This window comes from Paenibacillus sp. cl6col (assembly GCF_900102125.1).
Classification (GTDB): Bacteria; Bacillota; Bacilli; order Paenibacillales; family Paenibacillaceae; genus Paenibacillus_B; species Paenibacillus_B suaedae.
Window position 1 is genome coordinate 87,958 of sequence record NZ_FNAZ01000006.1, and the last position, 15,567, is coordinate 103,524.

The following is a 15,567-nucleotide window of genomic DNA, read 5'->3' on the forward strand; positions in this document are numbered from 1 at the left end:
CGCTCCCTTTTAATATAGTCCGATGTCCGTGCCGTAGCTTTCAATCTTTTGCTTGACTCTCTTCAAGAAGCGGCCGCACACAAGACCGTCCAAAACCCGGTGATCCAAGGAAAGACAAATGTTCATCATATCGCGAACGGCAATCATGTTATTAATGACGATCGGGCGTTTGACGATGGCTTCCATACTTAGAATGGCTACCTGCGGTGGATTGATGATCGGGGCTGAAAGTACGGAGCCGAAGGAGCCTGTGTTATTCACGGTAAACGTTCCGCCAGTTAGATCCGCCTGCGTTAATTTGCCTTCTCTCGTTTTCGTGACCATTTCGTCTATCGCTTTGGCTAGACCGAAAATGCTTTTTTGGTCGGCGTCCTTAATGACAGGAACGAATAAGGCATTCTCGGTAGCAACGGCAATCGAGATATGAACCGCTTTTTTGGCGATGATGTGATTGTCTGTCCACTGCGAATTTAAAATAGGGAATTCTTTTAGCGTCTCTGCTACTGACTTAATAAAGAATGGCAAATAAGTAAGCTGGAGTCCTTCTTTTTTCTTAAATTCCTCTTTGATCTGGCTGCGATAACTAACCAAATTCGTGACATCACATTCCACCATAAGCCATGCGTGCGGAATTTCCTGCTTGCTTTGTACCATTCGCTTGGCTATGGTTTTGCGGATGCCGGTAACTGGGATCTTCTCGTCGGCTTGATGAATGGTAGAATGGCCAGCAGATAAGGCATCAAATGTTTCGGACGGTAACGCAATATCGGGAACTGATGCAGCCGCTTGTGATAATGACTGAGATGGAGATTCGATTTGCTGAGCTGGGGAGTCTTCAGACTGTTTCTTTCCTTGGACGAGTTGCAAGATGTCTCTTCGGGTGATGCGTCCCGCAGTGCCCGAACCCTCTATACAGGAAAGATCCAGGTTGTAGTCTTGCGCCAGTTTGAGTACGGCCGGCGAATAGCGCTGCTGCTTGGCTGATTGTATAGTTGAATCATCGGTCTCCTCGTATGGGGCGGCGGCATCGGCGGCAGCTGGCTTGGATTCAATCGGCGTGACCGCTTGTTTTTCCTCCTCAATACAGCAGAGCAGCGTTCCTACTGCTACCGTTTCGTCTTCTTGAACGACAATTTCGGTTATCGTGCCGCTAAATGAAGAAGGAACCTCCGCATTCACTTTATCTGTCAGCACTTCGCATACAGGATCGTATTTATTGACTTTATCCCCGACGTTGACGAGCCACTTGGAGATGGTTCCTTCCGTTACGCTTTCGCCTAACTGGGGCATGACGATTTTCTTAGCCATATTCTCCTCCCGTCGGCTCACAATTCGGCCAATTCTTTCATGGCCTGATATACTTTATCCGGGTTGAGCATGAAGAACTTTTCCATTGGCAAGCTGTAAGGCATAGCGGGGACATCCGGACTGCAGAGACGTTTGATTGGCGCGTCCAATTCATAAAGGCATTCTTCTGCGATGACAGCAGCTACTTCAGCTCCAACGCCGCCCTCTTTGTTGTCTTCATGAACAATGAGCACTTTGCCGGTTTTGCGAGCAGCCTCTACAATAGCTTCCTTGTCCAGAGGATAGAGGGTACGTAAATCCAGAATGTGAGCGCTGTATCCATCTTTAGAAAGCTGCTCTGCCGCTTTTATCGCAAAATGCAAAGAAAGTCCGTAAGAAATAACCGTGATGTCTTCCCCTTGCCGCTTAATATCCGCCTTCCCGATCGGAACCGTATAATCCGAGTCTGGCACTTCTCCCTTGATCGATCGATAGCATCGCTTATGTTCGAAGAAAAGAACAGGGTCTTCATCGCGGATGGCCGCCTTTAGCAGGCCTTTGGCATCATACGGTGTGGAAGGCGTGACCACTTTTAGACCAGGAATACAGCAAAACATCGCTTCTACGCTTTGCGAATGATAGAGGGCTCCGCGAACTCCTCCGCCATAAGGGGCACGGATGACCAAGGGACAGTTCCAATCTCCGTTGGAGCGGTATCTCATTTTGGCTGCTTCATTCACAATTTGGTTGACGGCAGGCATGATATACTCGGCGAACTGAATTTCTGCAACAGGCCTCATTCCATGAGCGGCTGCACCAATCGATACACCTGCAATGGCTGCTTCCGATAGCGGTGTGTCGATAACCCGTTGTTCCCCGAATTCTTCCTGGAATCCCTGTGTAACCCGAAATACGCCCCCACGCACTCCGACGTCTTCTCCTAATACAAATACCCTGCTATCTCGCTGCATTTCCTCTCGAAGAGCTTGGGACACTGCTTCAAGATAAGAAATTACGGCCATTTCTCCTCACTCCCCCTATTCTGCATAAACGTGCTTAAGGGCATCTTCCGGGGCTGAATCCGGGGCATTCTCCGCATATTCCGTGGCCTCATCGACCTCCATGCGTATTCGGTCATGAATCTCCATGTCTTTATGTTCATCTAATAGCCCCGATGCTTTCAGATAATTGCTGAAGGTTATGAGCGGATCCCGCTTCTTGGCTTCTTCCACTTCTTCACGGGAACGGTAGGTTCGATCATCATCGTCGCTTGAATGCGGGACTAAACGATAGAGCACCGTCTCGATAAGCGTTGGCCCTTCACCTCTTCTTGCCCGATCGGCCGCCTCTTTTGTGACTTTGTATACTTCTAATAGATCATTTCCATCCACACTGATGCCGGGAAACCCATATCCCTTTGCCCGATCCGCGATGCTTTCGCAAGCCGCCTGCTTGGAGAACGGAACCGATATGGCGTACTTGTTGTTCTCACACATGAAAATGACAGGCAGCTTGTGCACCCCAGCATAGTTAGCCGCTTCGTGAAACTCCCCTTGGTTGCTGCCGCCGTCCCCGAAGGCCGTTAATGAAACTAGCCTTTTTCCTTGCATTTTTCCAGATAAAGCGATTCCAACTGCGTGCGGAATTTGGCTCGACACGACACTAGAGCCCGAAAGAATATTCCGGCTTTTGCTCCCGTAATGACCTGGCATTTGGCGGCCTCCGCTCGTTGGATCTTCTGCCTTGGCGAAAGCGGAAAGCATTAATTCCTGTGCTGTCAGCCCGAAAGCAACGACCATACCCATGTCCCGATAATAGGGACACAGAAAATCTCTCGTTCGATCAAGCGCATATGCCGCCCCTACCTGAGCTGCTTCATGGCCTTGGCAGGAAACGAGAAAAGGGATCTTTCCCGCACGATTGAGCAGCCACATCCGTTCATCTACTTTTCGCGCCAGAACCATATGCTGATACATGTCAAGAACCTGCTGATCTGATAACCCCAGTGCTTGGTGCCGGTTCTGGACTTGACCAAATTCGGTGTTATTCATATCGTATCCCTCCGACAATTGTGCCGCTGCATACTGCGGTTTCCTTTATTTTATTAACCATCGTTCCAATCGTGAAATACATATACTGCATAGTAACGATGCAAAAAAAATATAGCCATTTGAAATGCTTCAGAAATATGTTCGACAAGAACCATGTGAAAATAAAAACACAGCGCCTTTGTCGGCGCTGTGCGTTTTTGATCTGATATGATGAGGGCCACCATATGGATAGCATTTTATAGGAGATGGAACAGCAAAGGGGTCACTGGAGAGCTTTCATTGTAACCTTAGCAGCCTCTGCAATCAGTTCATTATGATAGGCAGCATCTTTCTTATCGCGGCTGGATAGAACTGCAATGATAATAGGTGCTCGATTTGGTGGCCATATGATGGCGATATCGTTTCGCGTTCCGTAGCCTCCTGCTCCTGATTTATCGGCAACTTCCCAATCCTTTGGTACGCCAGCACGAATGAGCTTGTCTCCAGTAGCATTTCCACGCATCCAATCCGTTAGGAGTTTGCGTTTATCGGGCGGGAGCGCATTTCCGACTGTGAGGGCCTTCAGATCGTCAGCGAGCGCTTGAGGTGTGCTTGTATCACGAATGTCCCCAGGAGCAGCCTCGTTTAATTCTGTTTCAAAACGATCCGCGTGAGTAACTTGATCGCCAATTTGTCTGAGCGCTTTTTCGAATCCTTTCGGTCCATCTAGTTCTTTAAGAATAAGGTTGCCTGCCGTATTATCACTGAAACGAACAGCAGCCTCTGCAAGTTCTCCAAGCTTCATCCCTGTATCTACATGCTTTTCCGTGACCGGTGAATATTCAACAAGGTCATCTTTTGTATACGTAATTACTTTATCAAGCTGCTTTATTGAGTTTTGCTGCAGCAGAACTCCTGCAGCCAGAGCTTTGAAGGTAGACGCATGGGCAAACCGTTCATTCGAACGATAAGTGATTGATTGGTTTGTGCCCGTATCGATCGCATAAACACCTAGTCGAGCATCATACTTTTTCTCAAGTTGAACGAATTGTTGATGAACTTGATTTACAGGCTTGAGTTGTTGCTCATTTTTGTCTTTTGCTTCTGCCTGTAAGGATACTCCAGTAAACATGTTGCTATTTGCAAGAGACAAAGTTAGTATTCCGACGAACAGCGCTATTTTTCGTATCCTGGTATGTTTCAAAAAGATCCTTCCTTCCCTAGTTTGTTCAATACGTTTCACTACATTGATCGTGTATCGTGTTGATTATAAAATGTGTAGTTATTACCAGCTTAACAAGCGTTACCTAGAATTACAAATCTAGCTGTGCAGTTGAGATTGGTAGAGGCTCATTTGGCCACGATTTCAATCGGGGCTTGCGATACCTTCAGACTCAATTGCTTGTTTGAACTATCAGCATACAGCTTTTCGCATGATTGCTAGATGACAGTGTCAATAAGGAACGTTTCCAGCTTCTAAAACGAAATATCCTTCGTTAAGAAAGTAATCTTTCATAATTTCTCGTAAAATATGCTCGTCTTCTACAATTAATATTGATTTACTCATGGTTGATCCCCCAATTACATGAAAAATCCCCCCTTTTTATGGGGGGGGCTGCATACATAAATATCATCACCAACATGTGGGTGTTATAAACGGTTATCCTTTTGGAAGTTAAGACGAAAATGCTCTTCATCCCGGTACACTGCAAACTCAAATCCTTTTTCTTTATAAAATTCAATGATTTCCGGTAGTACCTGCAAGGTTTGCGGCTTCTCATGCATAAGGACAACTTCCAAATCTTCAGTCGTTTGTTCTTTTACATTTTCAACAATTTTATTTGGGTTATCTTTTAACTTCCAATCATACGAGTCAATCGTCCAATCCCATATTTTAATACCAGCATCTGCGATTTGATCACGAATTTGTTCTTCTTTCAAGCCGGGAGCTGAACCATATGGAGGACGTGTCAATTTCGGATTTGTACCGGTAATATTGCGGATCAAATGTAATGTTTCTAGCATTTCGGGGACAAATTGTTTATTGTCATATAATTTGATAGCATCATGCGTCATACTATGGGCTCCAACATAGTGACCTTCTTCTACGGCTCTTTTGACGTTATCTTGATACCCCGTATTTTCCAGATTGCTTCCTTGCATGAAAAAGGTTGCTTTTACATTGTGCTCTTGCAATACATCTAGAAATTGCCCCGTTAATGAACTTGGCCCATCGTCAAAAGTGAGGTAGACTACCTTTCCCTTCGGTTTACCGTCTGACTGTTTTTGCTGTGCTGGCTGTGTGAAAGGTCTCTTATCTTGCTGTTGAACAGCGCTTTGGCTGACATCTCTGACCCTTTCAGCTGCAGTAGAGGATAGTTTTCCAATATTAAAAAATATAAGAAAAGATACTACTAGGACGAGCCCTACTAAAAAACCTGCTTTCATGATTGAGCGCTTATTACTTCTGCCGTGTCGTGATGATCTCATGTTATCGATCCTTTCTCTGTCATTCACTTGTTGAGATGAATACATTCATGTCTATTTCTTCTTTTTACAAGTGATAGATTAATGTAGAAAGATAAAGATAAGATGCAGATCATGTCGATAATATTTAAAGAATAGACTGTACATTTATATTTATCGTGTAATGAGGTCAGTCAACTAATTGGTTACTTCTTCTTCGATTAACGAGGCTTGAGAACGAAGCCCGATGTCAAAAATCCCCCTGCAGCAACACGCGCGGTGTCACCGACAGGGGGAACGATTAATTCTCCAATGGAATAAGATTAGTATTTCGTTGTCGGTTCCTTCACTTGATCGAAGACGATGATACCGTCGAACTGTTCCCTTGGAACGAATCGCATTGACATCGGCTCAATAATCTCGGATGTCATGCCATCCTCCGCTGCATAGATCGGCTTGAACATCCATGAGTTGCTCTGCTTCGGGGACTTATGTTTGGATAAATCGGCAAATGCAATTTTATACCCGCTACGCATCATCAACTCTTCCAGACTTCCCTTCGGCATTGGCTTTATATCGAAGAGCTTCTGCGTCGTAATGGTGCTTGCCCTGCCGCTGTTCATATAGAGCCCAACTACATAAGCTTTATCCTTCAGCTTCTTATGAAGCAGTTCTCCCATGCTGGTGAAGCTGCCGATCCATTTTCCTTGCTCTTTGGTCTGAATCTTAGATGTATTCTTCTCCAAATGATCGTTATGTGCCCATAAAATCACTTTTTTGCCGGGATACATCACCTTCATTAGCCATTCGACGTTGTCAGCCATAATCCGGTCGCGGAATTCATAGCTTTCCTTCGTATTATACATCCCCATCTCGATGAACTTCACTCGATCTCCGAGCGTCTTGATCGCAATATCCACCATATGCGGGTTGGCAGGATAAGCTTCTGCGAGCTCCTTCTTGTGATCTTGGATGAATTGGATTAAGGCGTTGTATTTCGGTTCGTACGTTTCCTTTACCTTCTTCACAGCTGCCTTTGCCTCTGGATGGCCGTCTTCCATGCCATATTCATTAAACACCTTGTACAAATCCGTCATTGCTTGCATCTCGAAGTTGAAATACTGCTGTCCTTGATCCTTGTCCACCTTGGCAATCCAACCGGCAATAAACTGTGTGAGATAGCCCGAAGTGAATTGCATGTCATAACCTGCGAGATGGAGCGGGTTTTTGGTTCCCTGCTGCTTCTTGATGTATTCGAATAGATTCAGCGTCTCCTTGGAGTGCCAGATTGGGAATATCGAATGCTGCATCATCTCTTTCGGGGTCAAGTTGCGGGCATTCTCGTTCGTCATGAAGGCATCCCCAAGTCCGGATTCAAATGCAATCACGTCATAATCCAGCTCTTCGTGCAAATACTTAATCAATCTTGTCTTCATGCTGCTGTATTCTGCAACACGGTGGAAATTCTCACCGAGACTAACGACCGTCTTGTCCTTCAAGATCGGCTTCAGAAACTCTAAATCTTTATAATTCGATGACGTTGTTGATGTAATCTCCCGTATATTTTCCTTCACTCCGTCATTTTTTTGCGCTGCCGCTGAGGCATTGAACGGGGATAGAATGAGCGTAAACGCCATACCTAGAGCTATCAATCCTTTCAATCGTTGTACTGCTTGCATGATGAAAATACTCCTCCTTAGAAATCCATTCTCGCTACTCTTTTGTTTGCAAAGACATCGTAACAGCGAATTCTAAGGAAAGTATAAAGATAGAATACAATTCTAGTTATTTTCCGTCTGTATACCCCATTCAGTGATTAGGAGTATGTGGAAGGTTATGTTTCAATTCGCGTCTGACCGCCAAATAATGCGATGGAGAATCACCGAATGCGCGGCGGAACATCGCAATAAAGCTGCTCGGAGTTCCATAGCCAAGCGCATCAGCTACCATCCCTACAGAATCCCCTTGCGCCAGCATTTCCAATGCAAGCGTGAGACGAGCCTGTTGGCGCCACTGCGCAAAGGTCAACCCGGTTTCTGCCAATATTAAGCGGCGCAATGTACGTGGAGATAATGCTGCCCAAACGGCCCATTCGTTAAGCGTACGATTATCTTCGGGCTGCTGCAGGATCGCGTCCGTTATGCGCAAAAGGCGCGGATCAACCGGTAAGGGCAAATGTAATGGCTCAAGCGGAGCGATTTTAATCTCATCGAGCAAAACCGCGATTATTCTTTCTTGATGAGGTTCCAGGATTTCTTGATCCCTCCACGACACCGTTCGCTGCACAAGCGCACGCATGAGCTCACTTACATTGATGACACACGGAGTATGTGATAAGTCTCCGCTGATTTCAGGTGTAAGCAGTAAGCTCCAGCCGCTCATGGCTCCACTAACTGTGACCTTATGCGCTACATCCGGCGGAATCCACCCTGCACGGCGGGGAGGCAGCAACCAGGAACCGGTTGCAGTTCGCACATGGATTAGCCCGCTTTCCACACAAAAAAACTGCCCTCGCCGATGGCTGTGCCAATCGTATTCACGTGTTCCAAGCCGGAAAGGGTTGTCGGAATCATCATTGCCCCAAAAGGCAATTAATGAAGGCCCTTCCAGCCAATCACTCTTATCTACCTCTTCTGAGTTCAGTTTGCTACGCCCCTTTTTTTGGCCATTTCTCGTTATTTTTTGTCCAATTAACGTTATCGTACATCGTTATTCCTATTCTAAAATATAGAACAGACCATGTCTAATTGATTGAATTCACCAGCATATTTTTATGGAGGGATCTCGATGTCATCTAATTCTGTGAATTTGTCTGCCCCAATCGTGTCGTCACCACTGAAAAAAGGCATACCTGCATGGGTTGCCGCATTAGTTGCTTGTTTATGCGCCTTTATGGTTGTCATGGACAGCTCGATTGTTAATGTTGCTTTGCCGGCCATGCAAACGGATCTGGGCCTTTCTGTTGCTGAACAGCAATGGGTAATTGATGCCTATTTGCTGACATTAGGCGGTTTTATGCTGCTTGCGGCACGTGCCAGCGACATTTATGGCAGAAGAGTAATACTTCAGTCTGGACTTATCCTATTTACGTTAGCCAGCCTCGCTGGCGGACTTGCAACAACAGGCCCCATGTTATTAGCGGCACGTGCTGTACAAGGACTGGGAGGCTCTGTGCTCGCCACATCTACACTAACCGTAATCGTTGCTGCATATCCGAGAGGTGCCAAGCAAGATCGGGCGATATCGTTATGGGCAGCCTCTTCCTCTATTGCATCTGCGTTCGGAGTAATGATTGGCGGAGTTCTAACGAGCTTAATCAACTGGCGTTGGGTAATGTTTGTTAATGTTCCGATCGGGGTTGTGCTCAGCGGTATGGTCGCCATTTGCCTGCTTCCACAGTCGAAAGAAAATAGTCCCGCCAAGCTGGATATACCAGGAGCTGCTGCAATTACGCTTGCTCTGACAGCCTTTATTTTTGGAATCACACAAACGCTTGAACGGGGTTGGAAATCTCCAGTTGTTCTGTGCTCGTTAGCCGGTGCGCTTGTGCTATTACTGGTGTTCATCGCTATTGAGAAGAACACGGCTGCGCCTTTAATTCGTTTAAGCATTTTCCGCCACTGGAATGTACGGATTGGCATTTTCATGGTACTTGGACTTGGCGGAGCACTAACAGCCAACGTGTTATTTTCATCCCTAAGTTTACAGCAAATCAGCGGATACAGTCCGCTGCAAACGGGATTAGCGCTGCTGCCTATGGCGGCTATGCTTGCTATTTCTTCGATTATATCCCGGCCACTTCGTGCCGCTGGCTTTAAAAGGCTTCCATTTCTGGGTGGTCTCTTGGCCGCTGCAGGATTTGTCTGGTTCAATTGGCTGCCGGCTCAACCCGACTATATTTCTGAGTTCTTGTTTCCAAGTTTACTTGTAGGATCAGGACTAGGCTTGATGTTAATGACCGCCATCCAAGCTGTGCTTGCGGGCATTCCGGCACAGGATACAGGCCTTGCTTCCGGTTTGCAAAATACGGCACGTCAACTTGGTGGCGCGCTTGGTATAGCCATACTTGTGACACTCTCTCATACGGTGACCACGATACATGTAGAATCTGGGAGTACTGCCGTAGTGGCACAGCTAGCTGGTTACCATAGTGCATTCCTTGCAGCAGGCGTAATCTGTGGCATATCCGCCTTGATATCGTTATTACTTCGAAGTAATAGAGCCGATTGATAGTGAATACATCGCTAGTGTATGTCATGAACCGTAATGAAACCAACGGCAGACTTCTTAGAGTTTGTTCGAAGTTTCATTCATAGAACACAAATAAGCCGCAAGGAATAATCCTCGCGGCTTCGATATCCATAGTAATGAGTCTTTTCATTACCTCTTTCTTCCCATCAATCCTCTATTCTCCCAAATAACGTTCCTTCAGCACATGCAAATGATGCAGCTCATGCCCCGCGATCGTATAAGCAAGCGCACGCGCCGATATCGTCATGTTGTTCGTGGTACCTGTGCGAAGCGCAGCTTCTATGACTATTAACGAGCGGATTTAAAGTTTAGATAGCTCCCTTTTTACATGTTATAATTACAAAATTCATAGCAGGCTTATCTTTCATATTTTTATTGGGCTCGTCAATTTCTGAGAACTCGATTAATCCATACTTCTCAAATTCTCGTCTTACTGAATTCGAATCATAGTAGAACATTTTGACGCCTTCCATAATCTCAAATCGATCTTTACTCAGTTCTCTGCCTTTGCCATACATGGGAGCTTTTTTTGTAACAGCAGTAAACATCATGTATCCATCGGGTTGTAACTGATTGTAGCAATCTTGAATCAATTTTTCCCGTTCACGACGGTTCAGTAAATGAATCAGGGCGTAGCAGAATATCGCATCATATCGCTTGTTATCAAATGGCATATTCGTCACTGAACCATGATAAATAGTAGCATTTACCCCGTTTTTCCTAGCTAAATCAATTGCTGTTTTTGATATCTCAATACCTGTCACATGCATTCCGTTATCTGAGAATATCTTTGCATTTCTTCCGTAACCAAAACCAGGTATCAATACGTCCTTCACTTTCTTCTCGAGGAAAAAGTCCTTTGCCATAAAAGCAGAGTCGGAAGGTTCCAATCCCCACATCATTTGTTTCTCAATAAAGCTTGCTTCCCAGAATTCTGTCATTGCTTTCTCCTCTGTGATGGTTTCAAATGCGATATAATACAAAAGCATATAATGTATATTGTAGATATCTTATATCTGTAAATAGAATATAAAAAACATCTCTGATGAAGTGAATGTTACTTTACTTCATGAATTGCAAGCATATTGGGTTACTTTAGTAACCTTTTTGTTCTGCAGATGCGCTCTAAAATAGGTTTTGCTTGTGTCATCATATTGAAAAGAAAGAGGACAATTTCAAAAGATATTATAGATCCCATTTGTCTATTATTGTACAGATGCGAAGTACGTAAGTCAATCGGTTGACACGATGTGGTTCACGGAACCAGATTAGAATTTCGTCGCATCTTGAAATTGAAACACTGCTCACCTTGCTCCTTGTCCACCTTGGCGATCCAACCGACATTAAACTGCGTTAATTATCCCGAAGTGAAATGCATGTCATACCCTGCAACATAGAGCAACACTGATGATTAGTGAGGCATCACTACATATTCCCATACTCCAGACACATAATAAAAACCGATCCTGGCCCCCTTTACTTGGAAGGAGTAGGATCGGTAATATGAATTAATGTTCTCTTAAAGCGACATCCGGTATATATGCAAGACATCGGAGCGGCTCAATTTCTTAAAGTTTCCTAAATCACCATATATCATTGCTTTATCCGCCATTAATTCAATCGTTGAATCGTCGATGCCATAATCCGCTAATCTGCTTGGTGCAGAAAGGGATGCAAAGAATTTCCTAAGCTCGGCGATACCTTCTTCAGCAACTTGTTGATCGTTTTTGCGCTCCTACCGCGACTGCTTTCGCGTCTTCCTCCTTAATTGTAGCATTGTCTCATTTCTAGCTACTTAAGAGGGTTCCTATCCCTCGGTTCATAGCCAGCTTATAGTAGTGATGGGCCATGGCGATATCGAATATCGCCATGCCCATAGGGCTAAACATGATAGCATCGTTTGGTCTTCGTTGTTTTAGTTCATTTTCCAGCACAATGTCCACAATGGATTTCGTGTGCTCTTTTTGCAATCCCATTTGTTCATTCATGTGCAGGATATCCGTATTTTCCCGACAAACCTCTTCCCAGTTGTCGACTATAATGGATTTCGTGTGATTCAGAATTTCAGGCTTAAAATCCCTTAAGGATACATTCAGAATAAGAGCGTTGTCCTTTGGTTTTCGATCTATATAACCAGATTTGGACACCGTGCAAGTTATAAATATATCCGAGTTTACATAAGCATCTTCCCAGCTATTGCAAACCTCTACTTTCCCTTCTAAATGCGAAATTTCTTCTGGCCGAACTCCTGCTACATCATAAATATATATTTTGCTTAAGCGATCTCCCAGTAATGCGCATAGCATCTTCAAATGGAACTTACCGATAGGGCCAAATCCTACAATGCCGGCTTGAATATTTTGTAGCCGTCTCGTATTTTCATAGTACTTCACGATTAAGCCTGACACGGCTGATGTGCGTATGACGCTTATCAGCGAAGTATTGATAGTTGCTATCGGTACACCCGTTTCCGCGTCGTTAAGGATCGTTACCGAATTGGCCCGAGGCAAACCTTTTTGTATATTCTCTGGAAAGCTGGCAATCCACTTTATTCCCGCGATCTGAAATGCGCCGCCTGCGTAGGCAGGCATTGCAATGATGCGGTTGGCTTGATTCTGGAATCGCAAATAAGGTTTAATCGGTTGCGAGTATTCCTCATTCGCGATGCAACGAACCGCATGTTCGATGACATCAATATTGGCATCCCAATCCACACCGAGATCCAAAATATCAGCATGATTCAAATACAGCATATGGAGAACCTCCCGTCATTTGTACGGCCTTTGACCGGCACGCAGTTAAAATAGTGACTATCTAAGCTTTTTCCCAAATTGCTGAACGCCGTCCTGCGAGCATAGAACTCCGATTATGCGCTCTTCCTGGGAAATCCAGAAACATTGACGCCGCCCGTATGGCTGAGCAGCTGCCGGATACTGGACTATCTAAAAACTTCTCCATCGTCTGCTCTTTCGCCCGGTAATATCCGCGAGCCAGTCCAACACCTCCAATATAGAGTTAACCGACCATCCCAAGCGGAAGCACCTGTAGGTTTTCATCAAGTACATATAACTGAGTATTATAAACCGAACTGCCGATCGGCACATTCGTTCCATGAGATACATCTTGGTGAGTAAGCTGATAATAAGATGAGACATCCGTACATTCGGTTGGGCCGTACGTATTGATAATCTCTGCGCAGAAAGAAGGCGACGTTGTCCATGGTCGTAATTTTAATAAATTGATTGGTTCGCCTCCCAAAAACAATCGATTGACAGAGCGGAGACGCGAAAAATGATGCCCGAGATCCTTTTGATCTTCCTCAGGCGCATGCAAGTGATCAAGGGATATATACGGCTGTGCGCACAGTTGATCACAGTTACTTGCTCTCGTTCGATCGTTTCAGATATGCCTGCATAATCATTGACGCCTGCTGGAAAAAGACAAAGGCGTCCACCGGTTAGTAGCGGAGCATACAAGTTTTTTTGCGCCAAGTCAAGACTGATTGAAGCAATCAACAGTACACAATCCGATTCACTAAATGTAAATTCGTGCGTGTACCAATGCATTAGATTCTCAAAAGGCATGAGATCTAATCATGACCCCTTTGGGTCTGCCGGTAGAGCCGGAAGTGTAAAGCACATACATTAAGCGATCAGGGTTATAAGTAAGTGTGATGTTATCAACCGGGACAGAAGATTCTGATTCAAGCATTTCTTTTACTGGCACAATGCGGGTTTTTGCGGGCAAATCAAAGTGAAGCCTGTCCTTTGTGAGCACTACTGCGCACTCTGCATGCTGCATCAAGTAATGCCTCTTTGTTGTGTGAGAAAATAATCAGCTTTCTTCCTTTGGCCAACCGCCCCACAAATGCCCCATATGACCGTCCGGGTCGCGGAAAGTGAAGCCATACCCGCCCTGTGGCTTGTACACCATTTCGCCGATATCGTTCCCTTTCTTCTTTAACTCCTCGTACACTTCATGAATATTGTCTACCTCCAGCGAGATGATTGGCTGATGCTCTCCACTGCTATTCGTAAAGTCCAGCTTTGGCACCTCTGGGCATCGAATAAGCCCAAGTCCGACTCCCCCGACGTTAAGCCAAGCCTCTTGGTCACCCGGGGAGTATTCGAAAGTGAACGGAATACCGAGTACCTCATTGTACCACCTAACGGAAACCTCTAGATCACGAACCGGCAATGAAACAACTGCATAGTTTTTTATCTTTATTTCCATTATGTGTATTCCTCCTTGTTAAATATATTGATTTCAAGGCTTCTGTAATCACAATTCCCCATCGGCTTAAAGCTTTGGCGGGGTGCTGAACATGCTATTATGTACCTTTTCTATTGGAAGCACATAAATATGGCCAAATAATATCTCTCCATCAGTCTGCAAGCCGAGTAATTTGCAATACCAATCTCTTGCGTTCTCAATATTGCTTACTTAATCGATAACTGGAACGAATACATCTACTTTTCCTGGCCATTCCGGATCTTCAAATTGATAGACCTCAAGTGCAAGTGCCTTCGAATTGTTTTCAAATCCATTGTTTGCAAGGTAAGTATGGATTTCTTCATAAGGGTCTTTTTCTGTTCTTGTTGTCGCATAGGAATGTGGCGGAGCTGTAAAACCAATCATGCCTTCAGGGATATCCTCAAGGGAACTTACTTCCATGCAGAAAAAATAAGTAAATAGTACTTCCGATGAGAAGTGCGGACACACATATTCATGTGAATTGATTACGTTTTTGATTTCATGTTTGCGATTCAAGAAAGATTCTTTTGTAGCTTCAACTCTCTTTGGGTCATGATTCTGAAAACTAGATGTTACTGGAATGCCGATAAATTTTTTTTCCTGGAGGTGAACAATCTCGACTTGGTTTTGGTTCATATTCATTTCTCCTTTGAAATTATTTCGTAAGGCTTTTGAGCCATCTTGAATCCTGATTCAAATATCAATCAAACTGAGCAAGTTTCCATCTGGATCTTCAAAATCCATTAAATAAAAATCGCCACTGTCACGGATATCAAACACGTTTACTCCATTGTTCTTCAGATACTCATGGGCAGAGTGGACATCCTCAGTTAAGAAATTGTAGTACGGAGTGATTAATGAATCTTTCTTCTTAAATGTATCCGGCTGCTTTTCATCTACTTGAATCAGTCCTAATACAGCAGGAGTATGATTCAGTTTCAATGTTGCACCCTTCCCCAATTTACGGTTAGTTGAAAGCCTAAGATGCTCTCATACCAGTGAATGGACTCTTCAAGATTTTTGACTGGAATAAAGATACTTCTGATTTCAAATAGGTATGTAAAGACTCAATATCATTTGTGAAAAAGGTTATGATCCATCTCTTCTTATTGTTGATTTATTCGTTAGACCTGTGCAAGGAATACCTAGAATATTCGTTTTCTTGAGGTGTACAATCTCAATCGAGATGGTCAAGAAGATCATTTCTGAATGCTTAATATTTTTGGTTCTTCGGCAATTTCATAAAATGTCTCATGTATTTTACGGCGAGCAGCCTTAT

At 44.5% G+C, this 15,567-nt stretch carries 15 protein-coding genes and 4 pseudogenes; 1 reads left to right on the forward strand and 18 read right to left on the reverse strand.

Annotated elements, in window-relative coordinates:
- Positions 1-9: 9 nt before the first annotated feature.
- The 8 genes and pseudogenes from BLS15_RS16665 to BLS15_RS16700 all read right to left on the reverse strand — a co-directional run bounded on the left by BLS15_RS16665 (position 10) and on the right by BLS15_RS16700 (position 8,258).
- The gene (locus BLS15_RS16665; protein WP_021253412.1) at positions 10-1,308 is read right to left on the reverse strand and encodes a dihydrolipoamide acetyltransferase family protein; all 1,299 of its coding nucleotides are present in this window, start codon (positions 1,306-1,308) and stop codon (positions 10-12) included.
- Between the two features lie 17 nt (positions 1,309-1,325).
- Positions 1,326-2,309: an alpha-ketoacid dehydrogenase subunit beta gene (locus BLS15_RS16670; RefSeq protein WP_021253413.1), complete on the reverse strand. Its 984-nt coding sequence runs from the start codon at positions 2,307-2,309 to the stop codon at positions 1,326-1,328.
- Positions 2,310-2,324: 15 nt separating this feature from the next.
- Positions 2,325-3,338, reverse strand: a complete 1,014-nt coding sequence (locus tag BLS15_RS16675) for a thiamine pyrophosphate-dependent dehydrogenase E1 component subunit alpha (RefSeq protein WP_090512791.1) — start codon at positions 3,336-3,338, stop codon at positions 2,325-2,327.
- 262 nt (positions 3,339-3,600) lie between these two features.
- Positions 3,601-4,527, reverse strand: a complete 927-nt coding sequence (gene bla / locus BLS15_RS16680; protein ID WP_028532850.1) for a class A beta-lactamase — start codon at positions 4,525-4,527, stop codon at positions 3,601-3,603.
- A 261-nt stretch (positions 4,528-4,788) separates the two neighbouring features.
- Positions 4,789-4,884 (reverse strand): annotated as a pseudogene (locus BLS15_RS16685) (DNA-binding response regulator); the annotation flags it as partial.
- An 83-nt stretch (positions 4,885-4,967) separates the two neighbouring features.
- Positions 4,968-5,807, reverse strand: a complete 840-nt coding sequence (locus BLS15_RS16690; protein ID WP_090513130.1) for a polysaccharide deacetylase family protein — start codon at positions 5,805-5,807, stop codon at positions 4,968-4,970.
- A gap of 299 nt (positions 5,808-6,106) precedes the next feature.
- Positions 6,107-7,462 (reverse strand): erythromycin esterase family protein, encoded by a 1,356-nt coding sequence (locus tag BLS15_RS16695; RefSeq protein WP_090512795.1) that lies wholly within the window; start codon positions 7,460-7,462, stop codon positions 6,107-6,109.
- A 130-nt stretch (positions 7,463-7,592) separates the two neighbouring features.
- Complete coding sequence (locus tag BLS15_RS16700) at positions 7,593-8,258, reverse strand: AraC family transcriptional regulator (protein ID WP_200865981.1); 666 nt, start codon at positions 8,256-8,258, stop codon at positions 7,593-7,595.
- A gap of 312 nt (positions 8,259-8,570) precedes the next feature.
- On the opposite strand from BLS15_RS16700, the gene BLS15_RS16705 reads away from it, so the two are divergent.
- Complete coding sequence (locus BLS15_RS16705) at positions 8,571-10,013, forward strand: MFS transporter (protein WP_090512803.1); 1,443 nt, start codon at positions 8,571-8,573, stop codon at positions 10,011-10,013.
- A gap of 175 nt (positions 10,014-10,188) precedes the next feature.
- Here BLS15_RS16705 and BLS15_RS28630 read toward each other — a convergent pair.
- The 10 genes and pseudogenes from BLS15_RS28630 to BLS15_RS30025 form a co-directional block, all read right to left on the reverse strand.
- Positions 10,189-10,314: pseudogene (locus BLS15_RS28630) on the reverse strand (DinB family protein); the annotation flags it as partial.
- A 28-nt stretch (positions 10,315-10,342) separates the two neighbouring features.
- Positions 10,343-10,975: a class I SAM-dependent methyltransferase gene (locus tag BLS15_RS16710; RefSeq protein WP_028532846.1), complete on the reverse strand. Its 633-nt coding sequence runs from the start codon at positions 10,973-10,975 to the stop codon at positions 10,343-10,345.
- A 578-nt stretch (positions 10,976-11,553) separates the two neighbouring features.
- Positions 11,554-11,769: pseudogene (locus BLS15_RS28635) on the reverse strand (iron-containing alcohol dehydrogenase); the annotation flags it as partial.
- 52 nt (positions 11,770-11,821) lie between these two features.
- Complete coding sequence (sbnB, locus tag BLS15_RS16715; protein ID WP_028532845.1) at positions 11,822-12,787, reverse strand: 2,3-diaminopropionate biosynthesis protein SbnB; 966 nt, start codon at positions 12,785-12,787, stop codon at positions 11,822-11,824.
- A 262-nt stretch (positions 12,788-13,049) separates the two neighbouring features.
- Positions 13,050-13,400 (reverse strand): AMP-binding protein, encoded by a 351-nt coding sequence (locus BLS15_RS30020; protein ID WP_139170690.1) that lies wholly within the window; start codon positions 13,398-13,400, stop codon positions 13,050-13,052.
- Between the two features lie 207 nt (positions 13,401-13,607).
- Entirely contained in the window at positions 13,608-13,835 is a 228-nt protein-coding gene (locus BLS15_RS16725) for an AMP-binding protein (RefSeq protein WP_021255702.1), read from the reverse strand.
- Between the two features lie 33 nt (positions 13,836-13,868).
- The gene (locus BLS15_RS16730; protein WP_021255701.1) at positions 13,869-14,267 is read right to left on the reverse strand and encodes a VOC family protein; all 399 of its coding nucleotides are present in this window, start codon (positions 14,265-14,267) and stop codon (positions 13,869-13,871) included.
- 108 nt (positions 14,268-14,375) lie between these two features.
- Positions 14,376-14,930 (reverse strand): annotated as a pseudogene (locus BLS15_RS16735) (GyrI-like domain-containing protein); the annotation flags it as partial.
- A 51-nt stretch (positions 14,931-14,981) separates the two neighbouring features.
- The gene (locus tag BLS15_RS16740) at positions 14,982-15,230 is read right to left on the reverse strand and encodes a VOC family protein (protein WP_021255699.1); all 249 of its coding nucleotides are present in this window, start codon (positions 15,228-15,230) and stop codon (positions 14,982-14,984) included.
- Entirely contained in the window at positions 15,227-15,334 is a 108-nt protein-coding gene (locus BLS15_RS30025) for a VOC family protein (RefSeq protein WP_139170691.1), read from the reverse strand. The genes BLS15_RS16740 and BLS15_RS30025 overlap by 4 nt, the downstream gene beginning before the upstream one ends.
- Between the last annotated feature and the right edge of the window lie 233 nt (positions 15,335-15,567).

Coding starts and splice junctions, on each gene's coding strand:
- BLS15_RS16670 (WP_021253413.1), bottom strand. CDS start 2,309: ATGGCCGTAATTTCTTATCTTGAAGCAGTGTCCCAAGCTCTTCGAGAG.
- BLS15_RS16675 (WP_090512791.1), bottom strand. CDS start 3,338: ATGAATAACACCGAATTTGGTCAAGTCCAGAACCGGCACCAAGCACTG.
- BLS15_RS16695 (WP_090512795.1), bottom strand. CDS start 7,462: ATGCAAGCAGTACAACGATTGAAAGGATTGATAGCTCTAGGTATGGCG.
- BLS15_RS16730 (WP_021255701.1), bottom strand. CDS start 14,267: ATGGAAATAAAGATAAAAAACTATGCAGTTGTTTCATTGCCGGTTCGT.
- BLS15_RS16705 (WP_090512803.1), top strand. CDS start 8,571: ATGTCATCTAATTCTGTGAATTTGTCTGCCCCAATCGTGTCGTCACCA.
- BLS15_RS16725 (WP_021255702.1), bottom strand. CDS start 13,835: ATGCAGCATGCAGAGTGCGCAGTAGTGCTCACAAAGGACAGGCTTCAC.
- BLS15_RS16690 (WP_090513130.1), bottom strand. CDS start 5,807: ATGAGATCATCACGACACGGCAGAAGTAATAAGCGCTCAATCATGAAA.
- BLS15_RS16710 (WP_028532846.1), bottom strand. CDS start 10,975: ATGACAGAATTCTGGGAAGCAAGCTTTATTGAGAAACAAATGATGTGG.
- BLS15_RS16665 (WP_021253412.1), bottom strand. CDS start 1,308: ATGGCTAAGAAAATCGTCATGCCCCAGTTAGGCGAAAGCGTAACGGAA.
- sbnB (WP_028532845.1), bottom strand. CDS start 12,787: ATGCTGTATTTGAATCATGCTGATATTTTGGATCTCGGTGTGGATTGG.